This window comes from Providencia sp., assembly GCF_003533305.1.
Taxonomy (GTDB): Bacteria; Pseudomonadota; Gammaproteobacteria; order Enterobacterales; family Enterobacteriaceae; genus Providencia.
In genome coordinates this window covers 164,310-190,232 of record NZ_DOEH01000023.1, presented here as the reverse complement: position 1 = coordinate 190,232, position 25,923 = coordinate 164,310, and the positions used below count along the sequence as shown (strand labels likewise).

Here is a 25,923-nt window from a genome sequence, read left to right as displayed (position 1 = left end):
AGAATGGGAAAGGCCACCCAAAGGTGGCCTTTAATTATAGAGATTACAATCTTAGTTGCGAAACTGCTCGCAATTATTCAAGATTTTGTATTTCAATTTTTGCATTTGAACGTAAATTCAGGATCAGTGCTTCATTAACAGCCGCACTCATTGCACCTTGATATTCACGAGTCAGTTGACTTAGCTCTTCTTTAGTCGGTTGCCCTAAAGTAACTTTATCTAATTGAATAATAACAAGGTTATCTTGTTCATCACGCGCTGTTGTATAGGTTGGCTTACCTTCAAGCGGTTGAGGCATTTCCATGGTCGCATTAGTTATTGCTGTTTGCGGCATTAGACGAGAAACCTTCTGAACATCAGCAAATTTAATACCTGCCGCGTTAAGCGCCTCTTCACCTTTGCCAGCTTTTAGCTCTGCAACCAATTTATCACCTTCAGCTTTCAGCTGGGCATCTGCTTTTTGACGTTTAACCAGCGCTTCAATATCTGATTTCACTTTTTCAAATGGCTCTGTCATTTCCGCTTTAAAGTGAGTAACACGTACAACAAATGCACGGTCACCTTCGACGTTAATTACATCAGAGTTAATGCCTGTCGAACCATTTTTATCAACAAGACGCTCACTGAATATTTCATTAACTACTTTCGGGAAATTTAATGCTGCTGGTGGATTATTACGGTCAAACCAATCAGTTGTAGCAATTTTCAAACCTGATACATTTTCAACAGATATTAATGATTCATTATCATTCGTTGCAGCTTCACTGACTTTTTGCTGTAAATCATAGAACTGTTTGATGCTTTTATCTTGAAGCAAAGTAACTTCAAGACTTTCTTTAACTTCATCAAGAGGCTTAACAACTTCAGGTTTAATATCATCTAAGCGGAAAATCACATAACTATCTTGTGATTTAATCGGCGCTGAAACTTGCCCTTTTTCCGTTAAATTAGCACTAATAAGTTCACTTGGCGTCGACGAAGCTTCCATCCAACCAATTGCACCTTTATTTGCAGCACTATATTTATCTGTTGATTTTTCAGTTGCTATTGCAATAAAGTCAGCGCCATTTTTAAGTTCATTGACGATATCATTTGCTTCTTTCTCTGATGCAACTTGGATCATGCTGTAATGCTTTTGCTCTGCCTGAGTATAGTTTTTCAGGTTTTGCTCATAAAAAGCTTTAATTTCTTCGTCAGTAATCGTTGCCTTCGGCATTGCCGCGGCATCCATTTCTACATAGCTGACTTGTACTTGCTCAGGCGCAATAAAGCTATTTTGATTAGCATCATAATAAGCCTTCAGTTCATCTTCTGAAATAACTTGCTTAGCTTGAATTTGTGCTAAAGATAATGTTGCAGTACGAATTTCACGCTCTTGCATGAACAGCTCAGCATAAGTCTTTACTTCTGATGGTAACGCAAAATCAGTACCTGTAAATGACTTGGAAAGTTGTGCACGAACGAGATCTTGGCGCATTTGTGCAGCAAAATTATCCGCATTGATATTATATCGGTTTAATACATCACGATATTTTTCACTATCAAATTGCCCATTGGTTTGAAAAATAGGCATGGCAAAGATGGCTTGCTCTATCTGCTTGTCGCTCGCAGAGAGTCCTAGCTCATTAGCATATTGATTAATCAATTGATTATTAATCAGGCTATCCAGTGCTTGGCGGCGCAGCATATTCATGCTTTCTTCATTGCTAGCAACCTCGGAGAATTTATCTCCCAGATATTCCTGTAAAGACTGACGTTCCTGCTGGAAGGCCTGTTGCAATTGTTCTCTGCTGATGGGTTGTCCATTAACCTCTGCGGCATTATTTCCACCACCGCCTAAGCCTCCCCCCATCATCACGCCACCCAGAACGAATGACAGGATAATCAGCGCTAGTACTATTTTGAGAAAAGGACTATTCGCCTTCGTGCGTAAATTTTCCATCATAAAAAGGCTTAACTCCGCTTTGTTGAATTCAATTTCTTAGGGGTCGTCGATCTTTCAAGGTGAATTTTTTCGAAATAAAAGCATTTTAATCGAGGTGAGAGGCTTGCCGCCTAGTCACCTAGGTAAAAAGCGCTCAACACAACATAAAATGAGTCGAACGTCTTTTAATCGAACCCTCAGGCAGCTTTTATTCATCACAATACTCGTGAAAGATAAAATTACACTATTTTCAATCTAAAATTGCTGAAAAAATAAGCTTAGAAGGATCAACAGCCCCTATAATACGCTAATCTTAACGCAGATAGAAAAAAAAGCGCACCATTTCCATGGTGCGCTTATATATTAGCTGATTAAAAACATTCCGTCAGTTTGAGTTTTCGCAAAAACCCAATAAAGACGAAACTAAAAATCAATTAGCTATTAACAGCGTCTTTAAGACCCTTGCCTGGACGGAAGGCAGGTACTTTAGCCGCAGCAATTTGGATTTCTTTACCAGTTTGCGGGTTACGTCCTGTGCGAGCTGCACGCTCACGAACAGAAAATGTACCAAAGCCAACTAGAGCAACATCGTCTCCTTTGCTCAGAGAACCTGTTACAGAAGCAACGAACGCATCAACAACACGGCCAGCTGCAGCTTTAGAAATATTTGAATCAGAAGCAATTTGATCAATCAGTTGAGACTTATTCACTCTTATCATCCCCATATTAGTTATGACTATCTATCTCTTAGTTAGCAATATTAGTATAGCCAACTAATGATGCAGTCGTTATATCAATCCTGAATACCAATGGCAAGAGAACAGATTACATACAAACAATTATCAGAATCATCGTTAAGTTAACGATGAAAAAAAAGGCTGACAAGTCCTAAATTAGGTGTCAGCCTTAGTTTTATACAAACTTCTTGATTCAGCTCACTCTTTTCGCTTTAGTTTTTACAACCTCAGCACCAAAAACTGGGTTTACTAACGCAATAGCGAGTACTTCTTCAATCGTTTTTACTGGATGAATTTCAAGATCTGCAATCACATTTTGTGGAATTTCTTCCAAATCGCGTTTGTTTTCATCAGGGATTAATACTGTTTTTATCCCTCCGCGGTGTGCTGCTAATAATTTTTCTTTTAATCCACCAATCGGTAAAACTAACCCTCTTAAGGTAATTTCACCTGTCATTGCAACATCAGCTCTTACAGGGTTACCTGTTAGGCAAGAAACTAACGCTGTAGACATCGCAATACCTGCACTTGGGCCATCTTTTGGCGTTGCCCCTTCAGGCACATGCACATGGATATCGCGTTTTTCATAAAAATCGTTATTAATACCGAGTTTTTCAGCACGAGCACGAACAACGGTTAATGCAGTTTGAATAGACTCTTGCATTACCTCACCAAGAGAACCGGTATAAGTTAATTTACCTTTACCTGGTACACAGGCCGTTTCAATAGTCAGTAAATCACCACCAACTTCGGTCCATGCTAATCCTGTTACTTGCCCAACACGATTTTCGGTATCTGCCTGACCATAATCAAAGCGACGTACGCCCAGATAGTCTTTTAGGTTTTCCGCATTAATTTCAATGTGTTTAAGCTTTTTATCCATCAACAATGCTTTAACTGCTTTACGACATAATTTCGAAATTTCACGCTCTAAACTACGAACACCAGCTTCACGCGTGTAGTAACGAATAATGCTCATTAAGGCACTATCATCAATAGTCAGCTCACCTTTTTTCAAAGCATTGCGTTCAATTTGCTTCGATAACAAATGACCTTTAGCAATGTTCAGTTTTTCGTCTTCGGTATAACCAGACAATCGAATGACTTCCATACGATCCAACAATGGCGCAGGAATATTCATCGAGTTAGATGTTGCTACGAACATTACATCAGAGAGATCGTAATCAACCTCTAAGTAATGATCGTTAAATGCCACATTTTGCTCTGGATCTAACACCTCTAGTAATGCAGATGCAGGATCTCCACGCATGTCCGAAGACATCTTATCTATTTCATCCAACAAGAAGAGTGGGTTTTTAACCCCCACTTTTGCCATTTTCTGAATGAGCTTACCTGGCATTGAACCGATATAAGTACGGCGGTGACCACGAATTTCAGCTTCATCACGTACGCCACCAAGTGCCATACGGGTATACTGGCGGCCAGTTGCTTTCGCAATTGACTGCCCAAGAGAAGTTTTACCCACTCCCGGAGGCCCAACCAAACACAAAATTGGACCTTTGATTTTACTGACGCGGCTCTGCACTGCCAAATATTCTAAAATACGATCTTTGACGCGTTCTAAACCATAATGATCGGTATCTAGGACTTCTTGCGCTTTCACTAAATCTTTTTTAACTTTACTGCGCGCATGCCATGGAACTTGGATCATCCAATCAATATAGCTACGAACAACCGTCGCTTCTGCCGACATTGGAGACATCATTTTCAGCTTTTGCAGTTCTGCTTCCGCTTTTTCTTGAGCCTCTTTTGGCATTTTCGCTTCTTCGATTTTACGTTTCAGCGATTCGTGTTCATCAGGTGCATCATCCATTTCGCCAAGTTCTTTTTGAATCGCTTTCATTTGCTCATTCAAATAGTACTCGCGCTGGCTTTTTTCCATCTGTTTTTTGACACGATTACGAATGCGTTTTTCCACTTGCAGCAGCTCGGTTTCTGATTCCATCATGGCCATCAAAAACTCAACACGCTCTGCAATATTTGCCATTTCTAGAACACGCTGCTTATCTGCCAATTTTAATGGCATATGGGACGCAATGGTATCAGCCAGCTTATCTAACTGATCTTGTTCAATAGAATGCAAAGAAGTCAGTACTTCCGGTGGAATTTTTTTATTCAGTTTAATGTAACTTTCAAACTGGCTGACAATAGTACGATATAAAACTTCTTGCTCTTTTTCATCAACAAGACTTGCTGTTTTAGACTCATTTGAAGCTGCTGTTTCATCATAAACAGCTTCAGTATGCTCTGTAATTTCCTGAGCAAGATATTCAGCTTGCGCTAAGAAGTATTCGCCATTGTCCGTCAGACTTGTGATACGAGCACGTCGTAAACCTTCAACGAGAACTTTAACGGTACCGTCAGGTAATTTCAGCATCTGAATAACAGAAGCGACAGTACCAACTGCAAATAGGTCGTTTACCCCAGGTTCATCCGTTGAGGCTTCTTTTTGCGCAACCAGCATGACTTGTTTGTCATGATCCATCGCTGCTTCCAGACTATGAATGGATTTTTCACGTCCAACAAACAGTGGGATCACCATGTGTGGGTATACCACTACATCACGCAGAGGCAATACTGGTATTTCAATGCGTTCGGAACGCTCTGGATTCATAAAGCTCTCTCTTCGTTTAGCTGATGCTAGTTTAAGGGTTTCAGCCTATTATTTTGATATAACACTATCAAAACAAAGAAACCACACCTCAGAATATAAACTATATGGGGACAAGATTTTAGCATTCAATGGCTAGTTGAATATAAAAAACAAAATGAGGGAAAGCCCTCATTTTGTCTGATTATTTATTGAACACATTGGGGATTAATTATCGCCAGAAGCCTGTGCATCCGGTTTGCTATAAATAAGCAATGGCTCTGACTGCTCATTAATCACATTCTCATCCACAACAACTTTTTCAACATCACTCATTGAAGGAAGGTCATACATGGTATTTAGCAGCGCGCCTTCTACGATTGAACGTAGACCACGAGCACCTGTTTTACGCACCATTGCCTTTTTGGCAATTGCTTTGAGTGCTTCTTCACGGAACTCAAGTTCAGTTCCTTCAAGATTAAACAGAGCTTGATACTGCTTAGTTAATGCATTTTTAGGCTCTTTCAGAATTTGAATCAGTGCTTCTTCGCTCAGCTCAGTTAAGGTTGCCACAACTGGCAAACGACCTATAAACTCAGGAATTAGACCAAACTTGATCAAATCTTCAGGTTCAGCTTGCGTTAATAATTCACCTTCCGTCGCTTTATCAGATTCGCCTTTCACTTCTGCGGCAAAACCAATACTTGAACGTATATTTAAACGTTGGCTAATTACTTTATCGAGACCCGCAAAAGCACCACCACAAATGAACAAAATTTTAGAGGTATCAACCTGTAAAAACTCTTGTTGAGGATGCTTACGACCACCTTGTGGCGGAACCGCTGCAACCGTGCCTTCGATAAGTTTAAGCAACGCTTGCTGCACACCTTCACCGGATACATCACGTGTAATCGATGGATTATCTGATTTGCGTGAAATTTTATCGATTTCATCGATATAAACAATCCCGCGCTGAGCTTTCTCTACATCATAATCACATTTTTGTAGCAGTTTTTGAATGATATTTTCAACGTCTTCACCCACATAACCGGCTTCGGTTAATGTCGTTGCGTCTGCCATTGTAAATGGAACATCCAAATAGCGTGCGAGTGTTTCTGCCAGCAGGGTTTTACCACTACCTGTTGGGCCGATAAGCAAAATATTACTCTTGCCTAATTCAACACCATCGCTCGTTTTATCACCATTACGTAGACGTTTGTAATGATTATAAACAGCTACCGCTAAAACTTTTTTCGCTTTCTCTTGACCAATTACGTAATCATCAAGATGTTGTCTAATTTCATGGGGCGTTGGCAATTCACTACGCTCACGCTGTGGAGCAAGTTCTTTGATCTCTTCGCGGATGATATCGAGACATAAATCTACGCATTCGTCACAAATATAAACTGACGGACCGGCAATCAGCTTACGGACTTCATGCTGACTTTTTCCGCAGAAAGAACAGTACAATAGCTTACCTGCCCCCTCTTTGCGTTTATCTGTCATCAGTTGACCTCACTTTTATTCATATCGCCTAGTTTCAGTTAATTAACCGTAAAACAAGACAACTAATTTCTAAAAAATTTTATGATATAAACTTATATTTTATACCAAAAAGTAAGCATATTAACGGCTAGTATAGATATGGTCGACTAAACCATACTCTTTCGCTTCACTAGCAGATAAGAAGCGATCACGCTCAGTATCACGATTAATCTCTTCGATGGATTTACCTGTATGACGAGCCATCAATTCATTCATTCGTGATTTCACTTTTAAAATTTCTTGAGCATGAATTTCAATATCGGTTGCTTGCCCTTGGTAGCCACCTAACGGTTGGTGGATCATCACGCGAGAATTTGGTAAACAAAAACGCTTACCTTCAGTTCCTGCAGTTAGCAAAAATGCCCCCATGGAACATGCTTGTCCCATACAAATAGTACTAACGTCTGGTTTAATAAACTGCATCGTGTCATAAATTGACATACCTGCTGTGATCACACCACCAGGGGAGTTTATATAGAGCTGAATATCTTTTTCTGGATTTTCTGCTTCAAGAAATAGCATCTGAGCGACAATTAAATTCGCCATATGATCTTCCACTTGACCTGTCAGGAAGATAATACGTTCTTTTAATAAACGTGAATAAATATCGTATGAGCGCTCACCTCGAGAGGTTTGCTCAATAACCATTGGCACAAGTGCCATTTGGGATGCTAGCTGCTCTTGACCGCCAAAATGTGACATCAAAATCTCCTATTAAAAACTTTCTGGTGCTTGCGCCTAATTTGCTGTCTGTCCGCCATTTTGGGTTAGAAACCATGCTACAAACAAACAATTTGTCTTTAAAAATTTCTTGAGTCTACCTACTTGAGTCACCCATTTATTTCGTACTTTCAACCAGATTGGCACAAGGTAACGAATTAAATTAGTAGAAATTCAGCTAAGTCTGCTGTCGAAAACAAGACGCTCATTAAAATAGTTTAACACAACTCTGTAGGGTTACACGGATTTATACCGAGGAAAATCCCTACTTGATATTGAAAAATGACAAATTACCTCGTCACGTTTTATCTAATGTGTTGACTCTATAATTAGGGTTTAAATATGATTTTCAAGTGACTTTATCGTAATTCACAAAAAGTCTGAATTTAAAAAGCTTTAATTGACAAAAAACCCGCAGCGAAACACTACGGGTTTATTATTTTGTACAACTAAAAAGAAAAATTAACCAGCTTGAACTTGATTCATCAGTTCAGTGAAGTTAGTTTCTTTTTCAGTTACTTTAGCGGCAGCAAGGATAGTTTCAACTGCTTGCTCTTCTAAAGCTAAGTTACGAACACTGTTCATCAGCTCTTCATTTTTGCTGTAGTATTCGATAACTTCTGATGGATCTTCGTAAGCAGATGCCATTTCTTCGATCAATGTTTTCACACGATCTTCATCAGCTTTCAGCTCGTTCTTGTTGATCACTTCGCCTAACAGCAAACCGATAACAACACGACGTTTTGCTTGTTCTTCGAACAATTCACGTGGTAATTCCATCGCTTGTTGTTCGTTGCCACCAAAACGCTGAGCCGCTTGACGACGCAGAACATCGATTTCACCATCAACAACTGCTGCTGGAACATCAACATTGTTCGCAGCGATCAAGCCATCAAGTACTTGTGCTTTAACACGGTTACGAACTGCATTTTTCAGTTCACGTTCCATGTTTTTACGCACTTCTGTACGCAGACCATCTAAAGAGCCATCTGCAATACCAAAACGCTTGATAAATTCTTCAGTGAATTCTGGTAATTCGCGTTGTTCAACTTTCTTAAGAACGATAGCAAATTTAGCCGCTTTACCTTTTAGGTTTTCAGCGTGGTAATCTTCTGGGAAGTTAACTTCGATGTCGAATTCTTCACCGGCTTTATGACCAACAATACCCTCTTCAAATCCAGGGATCATACGGCCTTCGCCCATAACGAGTGCGAAATCTTCAGCTTTACCGCCTTCGAACTCTTCACCATCGATAGAACCGTTAAAATTAACAGTAACACGAGAATCAGCAGCTGCCGCTTGTTCAACTTCTTTCCATTCTGCTTGTTGTTTACGCAGAGTTTCCAGCATGTTTTCCAGATCTTCATCTTTTACTGAGACAGCTGGCTTTTCAACTTCAATAGTTTCTAAACCTTTCAGTTCGATTTCTGGATAAACTTCAAATTCAACCGAATAAACGAAATCTTTACCTTCATCGAGTTGTTCTGGCTTATAGCTAGGAGCACCCGCTGGATTGATTTTTTGTTCAATGATTGCATTGATAAAGTTACGTTGCATAACATCGCCTAGAACGTCTTGCATAACAGACGAACCATAACGCTGTTTAACGATAGTCATTGGTACTTTTCCTTTACGGAAACCATCAACACGTACTTTCTTAGCAACGCTAACTAGCTCGCTATTTACTGCTTTTTCAATATCAGCGGCAGGAACGGTGATTGTTACACGACGCCCAAGGCCTTGAGTCGTTTCAACAGAAACTTGCATCTTCTTACCTCAAAAAAAATCTTAGTGATCGGTCTACTTCAGAGTTATGCCATTAAATCATTAGTGGCTTTCTCCCTTCCAGAACCGGGGGCATTGTTTTCACAACACTCATCCCTGATATCAGAAGCGTCCCGAAACCTTACTGAAAATTAGACGCAACATTATACCGATGCATGCGCTCTGAGTCGAGAAAAGCCGATAAAAGAAGCGATTAATCCTCTAATTTTGTGACTTTTCTGACTAAAATTCCATTTCTTCAACAAAATTGAAGAAAAATCATTCATCAATTTGATACTAAGTTATATTAAAAATGATGAATTTCAGTATTCATATAAAATCAGTTTTCAAAAATAAACTCTCGAATTAGCCGTTAGCTTTACCCGCACCACGACATGCAGGTGATTTCAATGCGGTGTTAGTTAACCCATTCCACTCTTGTGGCGTATACGTATGTAACGCCAAAGCATGGATACTGCCCGCTAATTCGTCTGCTAAAATAGCATAAATTTCTCGATGACGACTAAGCATTCGTTTATTTTCGAACTTTTCACTGACTAAAATGACTTTAAAATGACTTTCTGAACCTGGCAATACATTATGTTGATAGCTTTCGTTTATCACTTCCAAATGAGCAGGTTCAAAAGCCGTGTGTAACTTTTGACTCACACGCGATTGCATATCCTGCGATACATTGGCGACCATAAAAAACTCCTTACTTAGAGGCTTATCTAGTATTGATAAATCCAGTAAACTACACCGCAAGCTATATTGCGAATCACACTATGAGCAACACCAAATCTTGCAATTTTATTGTAGAAAAATCTGATAATTGCAACTTTATATTATGACCGCTTCGCATTTATACGAAGCTTATACGACTTTTTTCAAAAACTGCTGTCTAACAGTTCAAGTAAAATAAACCATATTGCTGTTGCTCTAATTGCATTGCTATAATTGCCGCTATCCGCACCATAGCGGAACATTTTCAATTAGGAAAGATTAACTGGAAAAAATTATGTTAAGAAAACTGTGTTTTCCTCTTTTTGCCTTGTTTTTGCTTGCCGGTTGTACTGCAAGTAATAATACATTATCGCTTGAACCCAAGATTACCTTACCTGCTAAAAATCCAACACTGAATGCAACATCAATCAGTGTGAGTAGCGTTGATAATCGTACTCAAAAATCATTAGCTGAAGTTAACCGCGATGGTAGCTTAGTTGTACTTAATCCGTCTCGTGACCCACGCTATTTGATGCAAGAAGCAGTAGAAAAACAGATGGCAGCACGTGGTTTTATGGTCACATCACCTGCAAATATTAACTTAGTTGTTCAATTGAATAAGTTAGATGCCAAAGTTACTGAAGGAAGCCTACGCCACAATATCACCGTCAATTCAAGTGTAAGTGTCAATGCGACTGCCCCTAATGGCTCAACAAAAACACGTTCATTTACCCGTAACTTTAATACGCAAGAACTGCTAGGCGCGACGAATGCAAAAATTCAAGCGGCTATAAACAGTGCTCTTAGCGATTTAATTACCGATATGGCGAATGACCAAGAATTAACTGATTTTATCAGACAAAATTCTCGCTATTAATAATTACAAATATCGCTGTTTAACATAAGCTCTCCCAAGAAGCATATAATAAGAATGCGACTTGGGTAGCGCAATGTTGTACTGCCTTTTATACCAATATGCTGAAACACGACATATAACGAGAATTACTCTAATTAATTTCATGTTGCCAGTAGAAAGAAAATGAGTGAAGCCAAGACCCCTGTAGCGCGAATAAAACAGGTGTCGGTAAAAGGAAGAATATGCCACGCACCACCTTCAGACTACCTAACAACATTATATTAATACTATTGGGATTCGCTTCTGGCTTACCATTGGCACTTACTGCAGGCACATTACAAGCGTGGTTAACGGTTGAGAATGTTGATATCCGTACCATTGGTTTTTTCTCTCTCGTTGGTCAAGCTTATGTTTTAAAATTTTTGTGGTCTCCAATGATGGATCGCTACACTCCATCCTTTTTAGGTCGACGTCGAGGTTGGTTACTAACCACTCAAATTTTACTCATTATTAGTATTGCAACAATGGGTTTTATGAACCCTTCACAACATTTATGGTGGCTTGCTTCATTAGCCGTCATTGTGGCATTTTGTTCCGCATCACAAGATATCGTATTCGATGCTTATAAAACTGACTTATTAAGCGCCGAAGAACGTGGTCTTGGAGCCGCAACATCTGTAATGGGCTATCGCATCAGCATGCTCGTTTCTGGTGGTCTTTCCCTTTGGCTAGCTGACAAGTTTCTGACATGGCAACAACTTTACTTGCTGATGGCAGGACTGATGCTTATCGGTGTGATTGCAACATTACTCGCCAAAGAGCCCACCGAAAATATCGCGCCCCCCGCCTCACTCAAAGATGCTATTTATGAGCCTCTCGCCGAATTTTTTAGTCGTAACAATGCATGGTTAATCTTATTGCTACTGGTTTTTTATAAGATGGGTGATGCCTTTGTAATGGCGCTAAATACCAATTTCTTATTGAATGCGTTAGGTTTTAGTTTAAGTGAAGTTGGTACCGTCAATAAAACAGTTGGGATGGCTGCAACAATTGTTGGAGCGCTTCTTGGTGGTTACTTAATGAAGAATATGAGCTTATTTAAAGCGCTATTCGTCTTTGGGGTCTTACAAGGCGTTTCTAATATTGGTTATTGGTTTCTGGCAGTCACGCCGCCGAATATCATTAGTATGGGTTCAATCATTTTTCTTGAAAATATTTTTTCTGGAATGGGAACCGCAGCGTTTGTTGCCCTTTTAATGACCTTATGTAATAAATCATTGTCAGCGACTCAATTTGCCCTTCTTTCTGCCTTATCTGCTGTTGGACGTGTCTATATTGGTCCTATTGCCAGTATTTTTGTAAGCACCTATGGTTGGCCACTCTTTTATTTAATTTCAATTGGTGTCGCTGTGCCAGGAATATTATTACTTCTGGCTTGCCGAACATCCTTAGTTTACACGCAAACGACTGGGCTATTCCAACGTCGCGAACAATATCCAAGCGGCTATAAAATTGCAGTCTATACCTTACTTACGGCTGTGAGCTTTCTAGCAATATGGCTACTAACCCTGCTTGTTTGTTCATTTAGCGGCGTAAAAATTTATTTATTTACAACACAGATATCATTTTGGCTTAATTTACCTTACTACCAAAATATTATTTTCAATATCGGGGTTTCTATCGGTGCGCTGAGTTTGATCATCGGTGGTAGCTTAGACTTCTTAGCTGTGCGTAAAATCGCCAAACAGTAAATTATCTATTCATAACATTAATTACCTAAGCCAATGCTATTAGTTTAGGTAATTTAATTCATCAATGAAAATCAGCCTCATCAATACAAACCATCTTCCACGCTCAAATATCGTGATCAAACTCACTTTTTCAAACCAATATGTTTTTTAATTGTTATTTAAAAGTCTAATATCTTGTTAATTTGACGATGGCTGAATGTCAAAAACAAACGTCATAAAATGATAAACTTCGTTAATAATTAAATGAAAATAATATATCATGATAAAAAAACTACTCTGCACTGCTGCCATAGCGTCTCTCGCAGGTAATGCGAACTCTGAAGAGTTTCTCGGATATCAAAATGGCTTTGCTGATATCAATGTTAACTATTTGGATTGGTCACATCGCACAGAAACCAAATCTGAACACACTACACGCAAAAAAGACTTTGCTTATATTGAATTGGAGGGCGGAGCTAATTTTAAATGGGGAGAATTATATGGTTTTTTTGATGTTGAAAATCCACTTCATCAGCGTCGGACAGAGCCTGGACGTAATCAGCGCTATACCATCAAAACGACTGGACGCGTTTATTTAGGTGATAGCGGACTCAACCTTTATGGACATGTTTATGGTACTTGGTCGATGCCGGGCGCAAAATATGGTGGCAACTTTCACGAGGTAAACACCCTATATGGGCTAGGCTATAACACCGTCATTGGCGATCTGTGGTTTAAACCCTTTATTGCACTTCATTATGTCGATCAAACTTATTACTCAGGGAACAATGGCTATGTTGTTGGCTGGGTTGCGGGCTATAACTTTAAGATGTTTGAAGAGAATTTCATGATTACCAACTGGCATGAAATGGAGTTTTCTCGTCATAAACGCTATGGTAATGGCGGTCGAGATGGAATAAACGGTGCTTTAGCTTTTTGGTGGAATGCGACGCCTAACTTAGCCGCTGGTGTGCAATATCGTTATGCTGATAATAAATTAGGTGATAATTTTTACCAAGATGCGATCGTTTACACATTAAAGTATACGTTCTAACTTTCCATAAGAAAATTATATTCAATTATAATAAATCTGTTTTTTATCAATAAAGTAATAATATTACTTTACTATTTTACCGATAAGGTACTGATTTTCTCCTTATCGGTAGTAAAAAACGTATTTTCCACTACCATTTTATTTAACATTCATATCAGTTTTCATTTTTTTTCTTCTCTTTTGTATATATTTTTTCTTGTAAAATTACTAAGATAATTTACTATTAGTGTCGTTTTATCAATATATACTTATAATCCGCATCAATTTTAACTGTTTTGATATAAGTTCTTTACATGTGATCATATTAACATAAAGAGCTAACAATTCAGTTTCTTTGCCTTACAATCATTTACACTAGCATAACCTTACCGTAAAATACCCGTACTGATGAAACGACAATTAGAATCTTTGTCATTTGGGGTCGTGGATGAGACTTATGAACTACAAAAAAAGTATTGGAGCAATCTCACTGGTTGTAGCAGCCTTACTATTAGGCGGTTGTGATATGGTGTTGATGGACCCAAAAGGCGCCGTTGGCGTTAAACAAAAAGAGCTAATTCTTATTGCAGTTGGCTTAATGCTCCTTGTTGTGATCCCTGTTATCTTTATGGCATTTATTTTTGCTATGAAATACCGTGAATCCAATAAGTCAGCAACCTATCGTCCTAACTGGGCTCACTCAAATAAAATTGAGCTAGTCTGCTGGACTGTTCCTATCATTATTATCATTATTCTCGGTACCATTACTTGGAAAACGACGCATGAGCTGGATCCGTATCAGCCATTAGTTAGTGATCAGGAACCTATTACCATTGAAGTTATTTCTGCCGACTGGAAATGGATATTTATTTATCCAGAGCAAGGTATTGCAACAGTTAACGAAATCGCATTCCCTACTGGTGTGCCTGTAAACTTCAAAATCACGTCTGATTCGGTGATGAACTCGTTCTTCATTCCATCTTTGGGTGGCCAAATCTACGCGATGGCGGGTATGCAAACTAAACTTCACTTAATCGCTAATGAACCTGGCACCTATAAAGGCTTCTCTGCAAGCTATAGTGGCAAAGGCTTCTCCGATATGAAGTTCAATGCAATTGCAACTCCTGACCGCCAAGGCTTCGAAGAGTGGGTACAAAAGGTGAAAACTTCACCTAAAACCATGGATACAATGCAGGCATTTGATGAAGTCGCTAAGCCTAGCATTAACGTTCCTGTTACCTACTTCTCTAGCGTGAAACCTAAACTGTATGACGAAATTGTTCTCAAGTTTGGTCATGAACACCATCAAGGTCACGCGCCTGTAGAAACGACTAAAGAATCTACAGATCAATCTATGCATATGGGCCATAATGCTCATGCAGGCGCTGAGGAATAAGGGCATGTTCGGAAAATTAACACTAGATGCAATTCCACTTCATGAGCCAATTATTGTTATCACACTGATCGCTATTGTCCTAGGTGGACTAGCATTACTGGGTGTGATTACCTATTTTGGTAAATGGAAATGGTTGTGGAAAGAGTGGCTAACAACTGTTGACCACAAAAAAATTGGTATCATGTATATCATCGTTGCGATGGTTATGTTATTCCGCGGCTTCGCGGATGCCATCATGATGCGTGGTCAGCAAGTTCTAGCCTCTGCTGGCCAAGAAGGTTATTTAAACCCTCATCACTATGACCAAATCTTTACCGCACACGGCGTTATCATGATTTTCTTCATGGCAACTCCATTTGTTGTTGGTTTGATGAACTTTGTAGTTCCTCTGCAAATTGGTGCTCGTGACGTTGCCTTCCCATTCCTAAACTCATTGAGCTTCTGGTTCTTTGTTGTTGGTGTTGTACTTATCAACATCTCTTTAGGGGTTGGCGAATTCGCACAAACAGGTTGGTTAGCTTACCCACCACTATCTGGCTTGGAGTACAATCCTGGCGTCGGGGTCGATTACTGGCTTTGGAGTCTACAGATATCCGGTATAGGTACATTATTGACAGGTGTTAACTTCTTCGCGACGATTATCCGTATGCGTGCACCAGGTATGTCGATGATGAAAATGCCTGTCTTTACTTGGACAGCATTTTGTACCAACATCCTAATTATTGCAGCTTTCCCTATTTTAACAGTTACCCTCACGTTACTGACATTAGACCGCTATATTGGCACTCATTTCTTCACGAATGATATGGGTGGCAACATGATGATGTACATTAACTTGATTTGGGCTTGGGGACATCCTGAAGTTTATATCCTTGTACTGCCTGTATTTGGTGTATTCTCAGAAGTTGCAGCAACATTCTCCAAAAAACGTCTATTCGGTTATACCTCATTGGTTTGGGCAACAATCGCCATTACCGTGATGTCATTCGTCGTTTGGCTACACCACTTCTTTACCATGGGGTCTGGTGCAAACGTCAATGCCTTCTTTGGTGTTGCAACCATGATTATCGCAATCCCAACTGGGGTTAAGATTTTCAACTGGCTGTTCACCATGTACCAAGGTCGTATCGAATTAAAATCCCCAATGTTATGGACTATCGGTTTTATCATCACCTTCTCAGTTGGTGGTATGACAGGTGTTCTATTAGCCGTTCCGGGTGCAAACTTCGTTCTACATAACAGCCTATTCTTAATTGCTCACTTCCATAACGTAATTATCGGTGGTGTTGTATTCGGTTGTTTTGCTGGTATGACTTACTGGTTCCCGAAAGCATACGGTTTCTCATTAAATGAGAAATGGGGTGTTCGCGCATTCTGGTTCTGGATTATCGGTTTCTTCTTAGCATTTATGCCGCTATATATCCTAGGCTTCATGGGTATGACTCGTCGCCTAAGCCAGAATATTGATCCTGCTTACCACGCAATGCTCGTAACTGCTGCAGTTGGTGCTGCGGTCATTGCACTTGGTATTGCATGTCAGGTAATTCAAGTCATTGTCAGTATTCGTGACCGCCATGCTAACCGTGATTTAACCGGTGACCCATGGGGTGGACGTACACTGGAGTGGGCAACCTCTTCTCCACCACCATTCTATAACTTCGCCGTTGAACCACATATTCAAACGCGTGATGCTTGGTGGGATATGAAAGAGAAAGGTACCGCTCATAAAAAACCAACTTCATATGAAGAAATTCATATGCCAAAAAATACAGGCGCTGGCGTAATTATCGCTGCATTTAGCTTGTTATTAGGTTTCGCAATGATCTGGCACATCTGGTGGCTCGCAATCGTTGGTTTTGGTGGCATGATTGTTACTTGGATTGCAAAAAGCTTCGACGAAGATGTTGATTACTACGTACCTGTGGCTGAAATCGAGCAAATCGAGAATAAGCACTTTGAAGAATTACGTAAGGCAGGTGTGAACGATGTCAACTAATACAGTGACTAATCAAAACTTAGCCCATGCAGAGCATGGGCATCATGATGCAGGCGGAACTAAAGTCTTTGGTTTCTGGATCTACATAATGAGTGACTTGATCCTGTTTGCCTGCCTATTTGCAACCTATGTTGTTTTGGCTGATGGCACTGCTGGTGGTCCTGCAGGTAAAGACATCTTCAGTCTGAAGTTCGTATTAGGTGAAACATTCTTACTGTTAGTCAGTAGTATCACTTACGGCTTCGCGATGATTGCCATGCACAGAGGCAAAATTGCATTCGTCAATTTATGGCTGTTTGCAACGTTCTTACTGGGTCTTGGCTTCGTATTTATGGAAGTCTATGAGTTCCATGAGCTTATCTCTGAAGGCTTTGGTCCTGATCGCAGTGGCTTCTTATCTGGATTCTTCGCTTTAGTTGCTACCCATGGTCTGCACGTCACCGCAGGTCTGATTTGGATTATCATCATGATGATCCAAGTTTCTCGCCGTGGTCTAACTGAAGTCAACAAGACGCGTCTAAATTGCCTTAGCCTGTTCTGGCACTTCTTAGATGTTGTTTGGATCTGTGTATTTACCGTTGTTTATCTGCTGGGGGCAATTTAAATGAGTCATGCAAAAGATGCTCATACCGGAGCAAGCCACGGTAGCGTTAAGACTTACATGATTGGTTTTATTCTGTCTATTATCCTGACAGTAATTCCTTTCTGGATGGTGATGGAAGGTACTGCATCACAAGCCGCAATCCTTTGGACTGTTGTTGGGATGGCTGTTGTGCAAATCTTTGTTCACCTTATATGCTTCTTACACATGAACACATCATCAGATGAGCGATGGAACCTCGTAGCATTCCTGTTCACTATGCTAATCGTCGGTATCGTTGTAATTGGCTCTCTGTGGATTATGTACAACCTGAACATCAATATGATGCTCGACTAAAGAGTTGCCATTATGTTTAAGAAATACCTGCAAGTGACCAAACCAGGAATTATCTTCGGAAATCTGATTTCTGTGATCGGCGGTTTTCTCCTTGCCTCAAAAGGCTCGATAGATTATCCGCTGTTTATTGCGACTTTGCTGGGTGTATCACTGGTCGTGGCTTCTGGTTGTGTTTTCAACAACTACATTGACCGTGATATTGACCGTATCATGGAAAGAACCAAGAATCGCCCTTTAGTTAAAGGGCTGATTGACCCGAAAGTTAGTCTGATTTACGCAACTGTGTTAGGTATTGCGGGTGTTGTGCTGCTACTCGTAGCAGCTAATGCACTGGCAATGCTGTTGGCGATAATTGGTTTCATTGTTTATGTTGGCGTTTATAGCCTTTATATGAAACGTAAATCAGTATATGGCACATTAATTGGCAGCCTTTCTGGCGCAGCACCACCGGTTATCGGTTACTGCGCAGTCACAAATGAATTTGATGCAGGTGCTCTTATCCTGTTATTAATCTTCAGCTTGTGGCAAATGCCGCATTCCTATGCCATTGCCATTTTCCGCTTTAAGGATTATCAGGCAGCTAACATTCCGGTTCTGCCGGTTATCAAGGGAATATCTGTCGCTAAAACACATATCTTCTTGTACATCCTAGCGTTTATGGTCGCAACGTTAATGTTGGCAATCAGCGGGTACGCTGGTTATAAATATTTAATAGTTGGTGCAGCAGTGAGCTTATGGTGGCTTGGCATGGCTATTTCGGGTTTCAAAACCGAAAATGATGACCGTGTTTGGGCAAGAAAATTGTTCATCTTCTCAATTGTTGCGATAACTTCGCTAAGTGTGATGATGTCAATCGACCCTATCGTTTCAAGCGATACTGTTATAGCACTCGTTAGATAATTTATTCATCATTAATGATAAGCATATATAAATGGCGGGGGCTTCCCTGCCATTTTTATTTATCTCTAACTGCTTTTGCAACTCACTTTTACTTATTCTGCCTATCTATATTAATCTATTTTATGGTTAAATAGCCGCTTGCTATTTATAAGCTAGATATTAAATGCACTATTAAAAATGCTAATAGCTTGATTTAAATTATTTTTGCTACAACATAACGTGTTTATTCAAAATAGTTCGTGTTGTAGCAAGGCGGCAAACGAGGATACCTTAGGGAGCATAATAAGTATGTGACCTAAGTAGCCAAGAGAAGCCAACACCGCTACAGCACGAAATATGAAGAATAAAAATGAATGATAACAAAATGACCCCCCTAGAACTCCGCGCCACTTGGGGACTGGGTTCTATTTTCTCCCTTCGCATGCTTGGCATGTTTATGGTCTTACCTATTTTGACCAGTTATGGCTTACATTTGCAGGGAGCCAGTGAATTTTTAGTGGGTGTTGCTATTGGTATTTATGGTTTAAGCCAAGCACTATTCCAAATCCCTTTTGGCTTGATGTCTGACAAAATAGGCCGTAAACCCTTAATTATTTTTGGTTTAGTCATCTTTATTATTGGTAGTGTTGTTGCCGCCCTCAGTGATTCTATATGGGGAATTATTATTGGTCGCGCATTACAAGGGGCTGGTGCAATTTCAGCTGCCGTAATGGCTCTTCTTTCAGACTTAACCCGTGAACAGAATCGAACTAAAGCCATGGCCTTTTTAGGCATTAGCTTTGGGGTAACCTTTGCGATCGCCTTAGTATTAGGGCCTATCATCACGCATATAGTTGGATTAAGCGGGCTATTTTGGGGAATTACGCTACTGGCCATTGGTGCCATCGTTGTGACGATTTTTGTCGTACCCAATAGCAGTCATCATATAGTGAACCGTGAGTCTGCTTTTGTAAAAAGTAACTTAAAAACCGTGCTGATGCATCCGCCACTACTTAAGCTTAATATCGGTATTTTATGTTTGCACGCACTCTTGATGTCGAGCTTTGTTGCACTTCCGTTGATCATGACCGACGCAGGTTATTTAGCTAAAGATCATTGGAAAGCCTATTTGATCACCATGTTAATCGCCTTTGTCACTGTATTGCCTTTTATTATCTACGCAGAAAAATACCGCAAAATGAAGCAGGTTTTCCTATTTTGCATTGTGGTTCTGGCACTTGCGGAAGTGACGTTGTGGTTATCTGCCAGCCATTTATGGGTGATTTTTATCGGTATTCAACTCTTTTTCATTGCATTCAATGTGATGGAAGCAATTTTACCTTCGCTCATCAGCAAAGAAGCGCCGGCGGGTTATAAAGGTACTGCGATGGGTGTTTACTCTACCAGCCAATTTTTAGGTGTCGCTATTGGTGGAATTTTAGGTGGATGGCTATATGACTTTGATGGTGCAAGCACAGTATTTATCAGTGGGTTAGTGCTCACTATTGTGTGGTTCATTATCAGCCTAACAATGCAACAACCCCCTTATGTCAGCAGTATTCGCTTAATATTGCCCCATCGCTTTAAAAATATAGCGCGACTTCAGCAGCAGCTTGAGTCTCAAGAAGGGGTAATGGAAGTCGTGATAATTGATGAAGAAATGAGCGTTTATGTCAAAATTGATAGAAAAGTGATTTCGCGAGAACAACTCGAAGCAATTATTCACGCTGATTAACATTTATTCGTCTTCAACCTATTCTTTTTAAATGCATTATTTTTAACTAAATTAGCCCACATAAAGTGGGCTAATCGAAAATCAATCGTGTAAATTAATCGCGGAAATTATTAAATTGGAACGGTTGACCTAAATCACCAGAACGCACTAACGCCATAACCCCTTGTAGGTCATCGCGCGCTTTCCCAGTCACACGGACTTGCTCACCTTGAATTTGCGCTTGAACTTTTAATTTACTGTCTTTAATCAGTTTAATGATTTTTTTCGCGGTCGCAGCATCAATACCTTCTTGTAGAGTAACCTCTACACTATAGGTTTTGCCACTATGGACAACGTCTTCAGGCACTTTAAGTACCGCGCCATCAATACCACGTTTTGACATTTTTTCTCGTAGAATATCAATCAACTGAAGAACCTGAAAGTCTGACGCACTGGTCACTTTTATAGATTCATTTTTTTCGTTCAATTCAATGCTAGCTTCTACGTTTTTAAAATCCCAACGGGTTGTAAGCTCGCGCTGAGCATTTTCTACCGCATTACGGACTTCATTCATTTCAACTTCAGATACAATATCAAATGATGGCATATTAAGGCCTCCTGATAATCAATGTTGTGCGCATAATAACGTTTTTAGTTGCCATACTTCAAGTTGTTGCGCGAGCTGTTGCATTGTTAGCTGCGCTTATTCACTTATCTGTGCTCTGTGAGTCTCATTCATTTACTCTCTTCCTACAACTTGAATTCGTTAGAGTATATACTGGATATCTATCTGATAGACTTTACAAGGTAAAGTTTAGATAGCCTATTTCAAAGTGGTATTATTTTAGAGGGGCCCGATGAAAATAACCCTTATTGGTTGCGGTGCGATAGGTAAGCTCTGGCTTGCTTCGCTGACCTTGCAAGGCCATGATACCCAAGGCTGGTTACGTATTGCTCAACCGGATTTATTTGTTGATGTCAATGAGCCCGATGGCCGTACTTTTCGCGAACTCATTCCTTGTAATAATATTAATCACCTTAATACCAGCGAGTTAGTGATTGTCTGTCTAAAAGCGTGGCAAGTTTCTGATGCATTGCTGCCACTACTTAGCAGTATTCCTGAAACTAGCCCCATTTTACTGCTCCATAACGGAATGGGGACAATTGAAGAGCTCGGCGCTTTACGACACCCATTTTTAAGTGGGGTAACAACTCATGCTGCTTGGCAAGAGCACAACCAAGTCTTTCATGTTGCTAATGGTATTACTCATATTGGTGCCGTCAATTCTCAAGCTGAATTTTATTACCCTATTGCTGATGTCCTACATGAAGCCTTACCTGACGTTGCATGGCACAATCAAATTATAACGACCTGTTGGCGAAAGTTAATTGCAAACTGCGTGATAAATCCGCTCACTGTCGAATATAATGATAAAAATGGTGCGCTTATTCATCACGTTAAACAAGTTGAACGCATTATTGATGAAATTTGTCAGGTCATGACCGCTGAAGGATTACATACCGACAAAGCCGAACTTACCGAGTACATTTATGGCATCATTGATAATACAAAAGATAACTATTCATCAATGCTGCAAGACATTCGTAATCATCGGCGCACAGAAATTGATTACATTACTGGATATTTGATAAAGCAAGCCAGAGCTCATGGTCTCCAAACGCCGGAAAATGACCGTTTATATCACTTAGTTAAAAACAGAGAACAACAATATGACGGCTTCAGTTCTAATATGCGTAGCCAATGGTAGTGAAGAAATAGAAACAGTCACTACGGCTGATTTACTTGTCAGAGCTGGTATACAAGTGACGCTAGCTAGCGTCACCGAAGATAGCTCCGTTGAAATTACTGCATCAAGAGGAATGAAGTTTATTGCGGATACCCCACTAATCAATGTGGCGGATGAGCCTTTTGATGCCATCGTATTACCCGGAGGACTCGCGGGTGCTGAGGTTTTTCGTGATAGTCCTTTAGTGGTTGAAAAAGTACGACGCATGCATCTTGATGGTAAAATTGTGGCCGCAATTTGTGCAGCTCCAGTCGTGGTTTTAGAATATCACCAGTTATTTCCATTCGGTAATATGACCGCCTTCCCGACATTGAAAGATAAAATTCCAACGAATAGATGGGTCGATAAACGTGTTTACTTCGATGAGCGCGTTAATTTGTTAACCAGCCAAGGTCCTGCAACCTCATTTGATTTTGCATTAAAACTGATTGAATTATTACTTGGTCGAAAAATTGCTGGCGAGGTTGCGTCACAATTGGTTTTACCCAACGGGATCAATGATTATTTAGAAGATTAGTACCTTAAAAAGAGCAGGTTTATTGGTTCCCCTGCTCTTTTTAAATAAGCGATTACGGACGATAAACTTTAATATTATCAAACCCTTGTTCTTTCAAGTATAGCGCTTGCAAACGGCTCATGACCCCACGATCGCAATACAACAAATAGGTTTTTTCTTTCGGTAAATCACCGAACTGCGTACTTAAACGGTAAAACGGAATGTGTTTAACTTCAATACCGTCAATCACCAAAGGCTTATCTTCATGTTCATCCGGTGAGCGGATATCTAAGACGACTTCATTAGCCGCGGATAAATCACTAACCATTTCAACTTCAGGCACCTTCTCAAGGCTTTCCTGCGCGATTTGGCGAATATCAATATTTTGTGATTGCTGAACAACCGCATCTAAAATACTAAAATCAAAGTTAGCTTCTTCCGCTTCAATTTTAGCTTTAACCGCTTTAACTGTTGGACTTTTTGAGATAACGCCACAATATTCAGGCATCGTTCTTGAAAACTCTTCAGTTCCAATCTGGCGAGCTACTTTAATAATGTGCTCTTTATCATGGGAAATAAGTGGTCTTAAAATCAAGGTATCAGAGGCATTATCGATAAGACGCAAATTAGTCAGTGTTTGGCTAGAAACTTGCCCTAACGCTTCACCGGTGACAATCGCTTGAACACCATAACGTTCAGCAACTTTAGATGCAGCGCGAACCATCATGCGCTTAAGCACAACGCCCATCTGACCGTCATCAACTTTTTCTAAAATTTCAGCAACAACAGGTTCAAAGTTAACCGAAATAAAACGAACTTTGTGCGAGCTACCAAAACGATTCCATAAATAGTGCGCAATTTGCTTCACACCAATTTCATGTGCCGCACCACCAAGATTAAAGAAGCAGTAGTGAACACGGCAACCGCGGCGCATCAACATATAGCTAGAAACACCAGAGTCAAATCCACCTGAAATTAAGGATAAAACATCTTCTTGAGTTCCAATGGGGAAGCCACCAATTCCTTCAATACGCGCTTTAACTAAAATAAGATTTTCATCTTCAATTTCTAAATGCACAGTTGTATCAGGATCAGTCAGTTTAACTTTTGCTGTCGCAATGTGTTGATTTAACCCACCGCCAATATAACGCTCTGCCTCAATCGAGGTAAATTCATGTTTACCTCTACGTTTTACTCGAACACAAAAGGTTTTATTTTCAAGTGAAGGCGCATAATATTCATACACCATCTCATAGATATGGTGCAAGCTGGTGAAGGGTTTATCTTCCACTTCAAGAATATGGTGAATACCAGGAATACGACTTAACATATCGCAAATTTCGTCGTGTTGTGTTTCCCCTTTTACACGCACTTCAATGTTATCCCAATGACGGACAACCGCGATTTCTTCACCAAACGGTTTAAGGACATTACGGATACTACTGGTTAGGATTTTAATGAATCGTATTCTAACAGTCTGGCTTTTAATGGTAATTTCTGGGAATAACTTAATGATAAACTTCATAATAGCGGCATGTTCAAGGTTATAGGGAAAAACGAACGTATTTTAAACGCGACACACGTACACTTTACCGATTGTCAATAATGGGAAGCATTATAACACTATCTTGCGCGGCGAATCTAAAAACACCAATAATAAATTGTAACCACGCCGAGACTGCGTTAGTCTGCTAAACAATTAAAATACCTTCGAACAAGTGATTTAACATTACTGGTTAATGAATGATGGCTAAAGAAAAATCCCAAAAAGTTCCAACTGTTAGTTTTGAAAACTCGCTAAAAGAGCTTGAGCAAATCGTTGCTCGCCTTGAGTCTGGCGATCTTCCATTAGAGGATGCGCTAAATGAGTTTGAACGCGGTGTTCAAATTGCTAAGCAGGGCCAAAAAGTCTTACAACAAGCAGAACAACGTGTTCAAATTCTGCTTAGTGATGATGAAAATAAACCCCTTGATGATTTTTCACCTGATACAGAATAAATTATGTCCGAAAAATACCTAAATAATTTCGTTCAGCAACAGCAACAAGCCCACGAAAGAGTTAATCAATATTTATTAACAGCCTTAGATGCATTACCTTTTGCTGATTTACCTTTAGCTCAAGCAATGAAATATGGCACGTTATTGGGTGGAAAACGTTTACGCCCATTTTTAACCTATGCTGTAGGTTCAATGCTGGGTGTATCCCAAGAAAACTTAGATGTGCCCGCTGCTGCCGTTGAATGCATTCATGCTTATTCGTTAATTCATGACGATTTACCTGCTATGGATGACGACGACCTACGCAGAGGTCAACCGACTTGTCATATCAAGTTTGGTGAAGGTAATGCAGTTTTAGCGGGTGATGCCCTACAAACATTAGCCTTTCAATTATTGTCATCAGCACAAATGCCAGATGTTTGCGACAAAGACAGAATTGCAATGATTGCAGAGCTATCTTATGCAAGTGGCCTCGCGGGTATGTGTGGCGGGCAAGCTTTAGATCTTGATGCAGAAGGTAAACGCGTTGATCTTGTTGCCCTAGAACGTATTCATCAACATAAAACAGGCGCACTCATTCGCTCAGCAATTCGTTTAGGCGCATATTCTGCAGGTGAAAAAGGTCATTTATTATTACCGGCTTTAGATAAATATGCTGAATCTATCGGCCTTGCCTTTCAGGTTCAAGACGATATCCTAGACGTTATTGGCGACAGTTCGGTGACAGGTAAGCGTCAAGGTGCAGATGCTGAACATGAGAAAAGTACTTATCCATCCCTGTTAGGCCTTGAATCTGCACAACAAAAAGCACGTGAGCTTTATCATAATTCAATTGCAGCTTTAGAGACTATCCAATCGCAAGGCTATAATATAGAAATGCTGAAAGCTTTAGCTAATTTCATTATTGAGCGTAAAAGCTGACAATATGCTTTGCCTTTTGGCATTCATAAGGCCGATAATTACAACATTATTACCCGATGTAATTTAAATTGTATGACGGGTTATACCCTAATAATTCAAATTGTAGGTAGACCTATCCCGAGGAGCATACAAAGG

The 25,923-nt window shown here is 40.0% G+C and carries 22 protein-coding genes; 13 read left to right on the top strand and 9 right to left on the bottom strand.

Translation table 11 applies throughout. The annotated features are described in order from the left end of the window. Window positions 1–73: 73 nt before the first annotated feature. The 7 genes from ppiD to bolA all read right to left on the bottom strand — a co-directional run bounded on the left by ppiD (window position 74) and on the right by bolA (window position 10,006). Entirely contained in the window at window positions 74–1,945 is a 1,872-nt protein-coding gene (gene ppiD / locus DD649_RS15240) for a peptidylprolyl isomerase (protein WP_294108468.1), read from the bottom strand. A gap of 413 nt (window positions 1,946–2,358) precedes the next feature. Then, complete coding sequence (hupB, locus tag DD649_RS15235; protein WP_294108466.1) at window positions 2,359–2,634, bottom strand: nucleoid-associated protein HU-beta; 276 nt, start codon at window positions 2,632–2,634, stop codon at window positions 2,359–2,361. A 220-nt stretch (window positions 2,635–2,854) separates the two neighbouring features. Then, window positions 2,855–5,296 carry an endopeptidase La gene (gene lon / locus DD649_RS15230; protein WP_336430916.1) on the bottom strand — a complete coding sequence of 814 codons (2,442 nt, stop codon included), beginning with the start codon at window positions 5,294–5,296 and terminating at the stop codon, window positions 2,855–2,857. A 204-nt stretch (window positions 5,297–5,500) separates the two neighbouring features. After that, window positions 5,501–6,778: an ATP-dependent protease ATP-binding subunit ClpX gene (clpX, locus tag DD649_RS15225; RefSeq protein WP_294108462.1), complete on the bottom strand. Its 1,278-nt coding sequence runs from the start codon at window positions 6,776–6,778 to the stop codon at window positions 5,501–5,503. A gap of 120 nt (window positions 6,779–6,898) precedes the next feature. Next, entirely contained in the window at window positions 6,899–7,519 is a 621-nt protein-coding gene (clpP, locus tag DD649_RS15220; RefSeq protein WP_294108460.1) for an ATP-dependent Clp endopeptidase proteolytic subunit ClpP, read from the bottom strand. A 480-nt stretch (window positions 7,520–7,999) separates the two neighbouring features. Next, window positions 8,000–9,304, bottom strand: a complete 1,305-nt coding sequence (tig, locus tag DD649_RS15215) for a trigger factor (protein ID WP_294108458.1) — start codon at window positions 9,302–9,304, stop codon at window positions 8,000–8,002. A 363-nt stretch (window positions 9,305–9,667) separates the two neighbouring features. Continuing rightward, the gene (gene bolA / locus DD649_RS15210; RefSeq protein ID WP_294108455.1) at window positions 9,668–10,006 is read right to left on the bottom strand and encodes a transcriptional regulator BolA; all 339 of its coding nucleotides are present in this window, start codon (window positions 10,004–10,006) and stop codon (window positions 9,668–9,670) included. A 313-nt stretch (window positions 10,007–10,319) separates the two neighbouring features. Here bolA and DD649_RS15205 point away from each other — a divergent pair, with 313 nt between their 5' ends. The 9 genes from DD649_RS15205 to DD649_RS15165 all read left to right on the top strand — a co-directional run bounded on the left by DD649_RS15205 (window position 10,320) and on the right by DD649_RS15165 (window position 20,586). Further along, complete coding sequence (locus DD649_RS15205; RefSeq protein WP_294108453.1) at window positions 10,320–10,901, top strand: YajG family lipoprotein; 582 nt, start codon at window positions 10,320–10,322, stop codon at window positions 10,899–10,901. Between the two features lie 221 nt (window positions 10,902–11,122). Next, entirely contained in the window at window positions 11,123–12,631 is a 1,509-nt protein-coding gene (gene ampG / locus DD649_RS15200) for a muropeptide MFS transporter AmpG (protein WP_294108451.1), read from the top strand. A 259-nt stretch (window positions 12,632–12,890) separates the two neighbouring features. Continuing rightward, window positions 12,891–13,664, top strand: coding sequence for an outer membrane protein OmpK (locus DD649_RS15195; RefSeq protein WP_294108449.1), 774 nt, complete (start codon window positions 12,891–12,893; stop codon window positions 13,662–13,664). Window positions 13,665–14,091: 427 nt separating this feature from the next. Beyond that, entirely contained in the window at window positions 14,092–15,039 is a 948-nt protein-coding gene (gene cyoA, locus DD649_RS15190; protein WP_294108447.1) for a cytochrome o ubiquinol oxidase subunit II, read from the top strand. A gap of 4 nt (window positions 15,040–15,043) precedes the next feature. Beyond that, entirely contained in the window at window positions 15,044–17,035 is a 1,992-nt protein-coding gene (gene cyoB, locus DD649_RS15185; protein WP_294108443.1) for a cytochrome o ubiquinol oxidase subunit I, read from the top strand. After that, window positions 17,025–17,639, top strand: coding sequence for a cytochrome o ubiquinol oxidase subunit III (locus DD649_RS15180; RefSeq protein ID WP_294108441.1), 615 nt, complete (start codon window positions 17,025–17,027; stop codon window positions 17,637–17,639). Before cyoB ends, DD649_RS15180 begins: the two co-directional genes overlap by 11 nt. Next, window positions 17,640–17,972 carry a cytochrome o ubiquinol oxidase subunit IV gene (locus tag DD649_RS15175; RefSeq protein WP_294108439.1) on the top strand — a complete coding sequence of 111 codons (333 nt, stop codon included), beginning with the start codon at window positions 17,640–17,642 and terminating at the stop codon, window positions 17,970–17,972. A 12-nt stretch (window positions 17,973–17,984) separates the two neighbouring features. Then, on the top strand, window positions 17,985–18,872 hold the full coding sequence (gene cyoE / locus DD649_RS15170; RefSeq protein ID WP_294108437.1) for a heme o synthase: 888 nt from the start codon (window positions 17,985–17,987) through the stop codon (window positions 18,870–18,872). A 349-nt stretch (window positions 18,873–19,221) separates the two neighbouring features. Next, window positions 19,222–20,586: an MFS transporter gene (locus tag DD649_RS15165; protein WP_294108436.1), complete on the top strand. Its 1,365-nt coding sequence runs from the start codon at window positions 19,222–19,224 to the stop codon at window positions 20,584–20,586. A 94-nt stretch (window positions 20,587–20,680) separates the two neighbouring features. Here DD649_RS15165 and DD649_RS15160 read toward each other — a convergent pair whose 3' ends face one another. Beyond that, window positions 20,681–21,172 carry a YajQ family cyclic di-GMP-binding protein gene (locus tag DD649_RS15160; RefSeq protein WP_294109116.1) on the bottom strand — a complete coding sequence of 164 codons (492 nt, stop codon included), beginning with the start codon at window positions 21,170–21,172 and terminating at the stop codon, window positions 20,681–20,683. Between the two features lie 250 nt (window positions 21,173–21,422). Here DD649_RS15160 and panE point away from each other — a divergent pair, with 250 nt between their 5' ends. Together panE and yajL are read left to right on the top strand one after the other, a co-directional pair. After that, on the top strand, window positions 21,423–22,334 hold the full coding sequence (gene panE / locus DD649_RS15155) for a 2-dehydropantoate 2-reductase (RefSeq protein WP_294108434.1): 912 nt from the start codon (window positions 21,423–21,425) through the stop codon (window positions 22,332–22,334). Beyond that, window positions 22,297–22,890 (top strand): protein deglycase YajL, encoded by a 594-nt coding sequence (gene yajL / locus DD649_RS15150; protein ID WP_294108432.1) that lies wholly within the window; start codon window positions 22,297–22,299, stop codon window positions 22,888–22,890. Before panE ends, yajL begins: the two co-directional genes overlap by 38 nt. A 52-nt stretch (window positions 22,891–22,942) precedes the next feature. On the opposite strand, the gene thiI is transcribed toward yajL, so the two are convergent. Further along, a complete protein-coding gene (gene thiI / locus DD649_RS15145) occupies window positions 22,943–24,394 on the bottom strand; it encodes a tRNA uracil 4-sulfurtransferase ThiI (protein ID WP_294108430.1) in 1,452 nt (483 codons plus the stop codon). A gap of 221 nt (window positions 24,395–24,615) precedes the next feature. On the opposite strand from thiI, the gene xseB reads away from it, so the two are divergent. Both xseB and ispA read left to right on the top strand, forming a co-directional pair. Continuing rightward, the gene (xseB, locus tag DD649_RS15140) at window positions 24,616–24,867 is read left to right on the top strand and encodes an exodeoxyribonuclease VII small subunit (protein ID WP_294109109.1); all 252 of its coding nucleotides are present in this window, start codon (window positions 24,616–24,618) and stop codon (window positions 24,865–24,867) included. 3 nt (window positions 24,868–24,870) lie between these two features. Beyond that, window positions 24,871–25,788, top strand: a complete 918-nt coding sequence (gene ispA, locus DD649_RS15135; RefSeq protein ID WP_336430914.1) for a (2E,6E)-farnesyl diphosphate synthase — start codon at window positions 24,871–24,873, stop codon at window positions 25,786–25,788. Window positions 25,789–25,923: the final 135 nt, after the last annotated feature.

Bases quoted from the DNA above. Each gene is read 5' to 3' on its own strand.
- ppiD (WP_294108468.1), bottom strand. From the start codon at position 1,945: ATGATGGAAAATTTACGCACGAAGGCGAATAGTCCTTTTCTCAAAATA.
- lon (WP_336430916.1), bottom strand. From the start codon at position 5,296: ATGAATCCAGAGCGTTCCGAACGCATTGAAATACCAGTATTGCCTCTG.
- clpX (WP_294108462.1), bottom strand. From the start codon at position 6,778: ATGACAGATAAACGCAAAGAGGGGGCAGGTAAGCTATTGTACTGTTCT.
- clpP (WP_294108460.1), bottom strand. From the start codon at position 7,519: ATGTCACATTTTGGCGGTCAAGAGCAGCTAGCATCCCAAATGGCACTT.
- tig (WP_294108458.1), bottom strand. From the start codon at position 9,304: ATGCAAGTTTCTGTTGAAACGACTCAAGGCCTTGGGCGTCGTGTAACA.
- bolA (WP_294108455.1), bottom strand. From the start codon at position 10,006: ATGGTCGCCAATGTATCGCAGGATATGCAATCGCGTGTGAGTCAAAAG.
- DD649_RS15205 (WP_294108453.1), top strand. From the start codon at position 10,320: ATGTTAAGAAAACTGTGTTTTCCTCTTTTTGCCTTGTTTTTGCTTGCC.
- ampG (WP_294108451.1), top strand. From the start codon at position 11,123: ATGCCACGCACCACCTTCAGACTACCTAACAACATTATATTAATACTA.
- DD649_RS15195 (WP_294108449.1), top strand. From the start codon at position 12,891: ATGATAAAAAAACTACTCTGCACTGCTGCCATAGCGTCTCTCGCAGGT.
- cyoA (WP_294108447.1), top strand. From the start codon at position 14,092: ATGAGACTTATGAACTACAAAAAAAGTATTGGAGCAATCTCACTGGTT.
- cyoB (WP_294108443.1), top strand. From the start codon at position 15,044: ATGTTCGGAAAATTAACACTAGATGCAATTCCACTTCATGAGCCAATT.
- DD649_RS15180 (WP_294108441.1), top strand. From the start codon at position 17,025: ATGTCAACTAATACAGTGACTAATCAAAACTTAGCCCATGCAGAGCAT.
- DD649_RS15175 (WP_294108439.1), top strand. From the start codon at position 17,640: ATGAGTCATGCAAAAGATGCTCATACCGGAGCAAGCCACGGTAGCGTT.
- cyoE (WP_294108437.1), top strand. From the start codon at position 17,985: ATGTTTAAGAAATACCTGCAAGTGACCAAACCAGGAATTATCTTCGGA.
- DD649_RS15165 (WP_294108436.1), top strand. From the start codon at position 19,222: ATGAATGATAACAAAATGACCCCCCTAGAACTCCGCGCCACTTGGGGA.
- DD649_RS15160 (WP_294109116.1), bottom strand. From the start codon at position 21,172: ATGCCATCATTTGATATTGTATCTGAAGTTGAAATGAATGAAGTCCGT.
- panE (WP_294108434.1), top strand. From the start codon at position 21,423: ATGAAAATAACCCTTATTGGTTGCGGTGCGATAGGTAAGCTCTGGCTT.
- yajL (WP_294108432.1), top strand. From the start codon at position 22,297: ATGACGGCTTCAGTTCTAATATGCGTAGCCAATGGTAGTGAAGAAATA.
- thiI (WP_294108430.1), bottom strand. From the start codon at position 24,394: ATGAAGTTTATCATTAAGTTATTCCCAGAAATTACCATTAAAAGCCAG.
- xseB (WP_294109109.1), top strand. From the start codon at position 24,616: ATGGCTAAAGAAAAATCCCAAAAAGTTCCAACTGTTAGTTTTGAAAAC.
- ispA (WP_336430914.1), top strand. From the start codon at position 24,871: ATGTCCGAAAAATACCTAAATAATTTCGTTCAGCAACAGCAACAAGCC.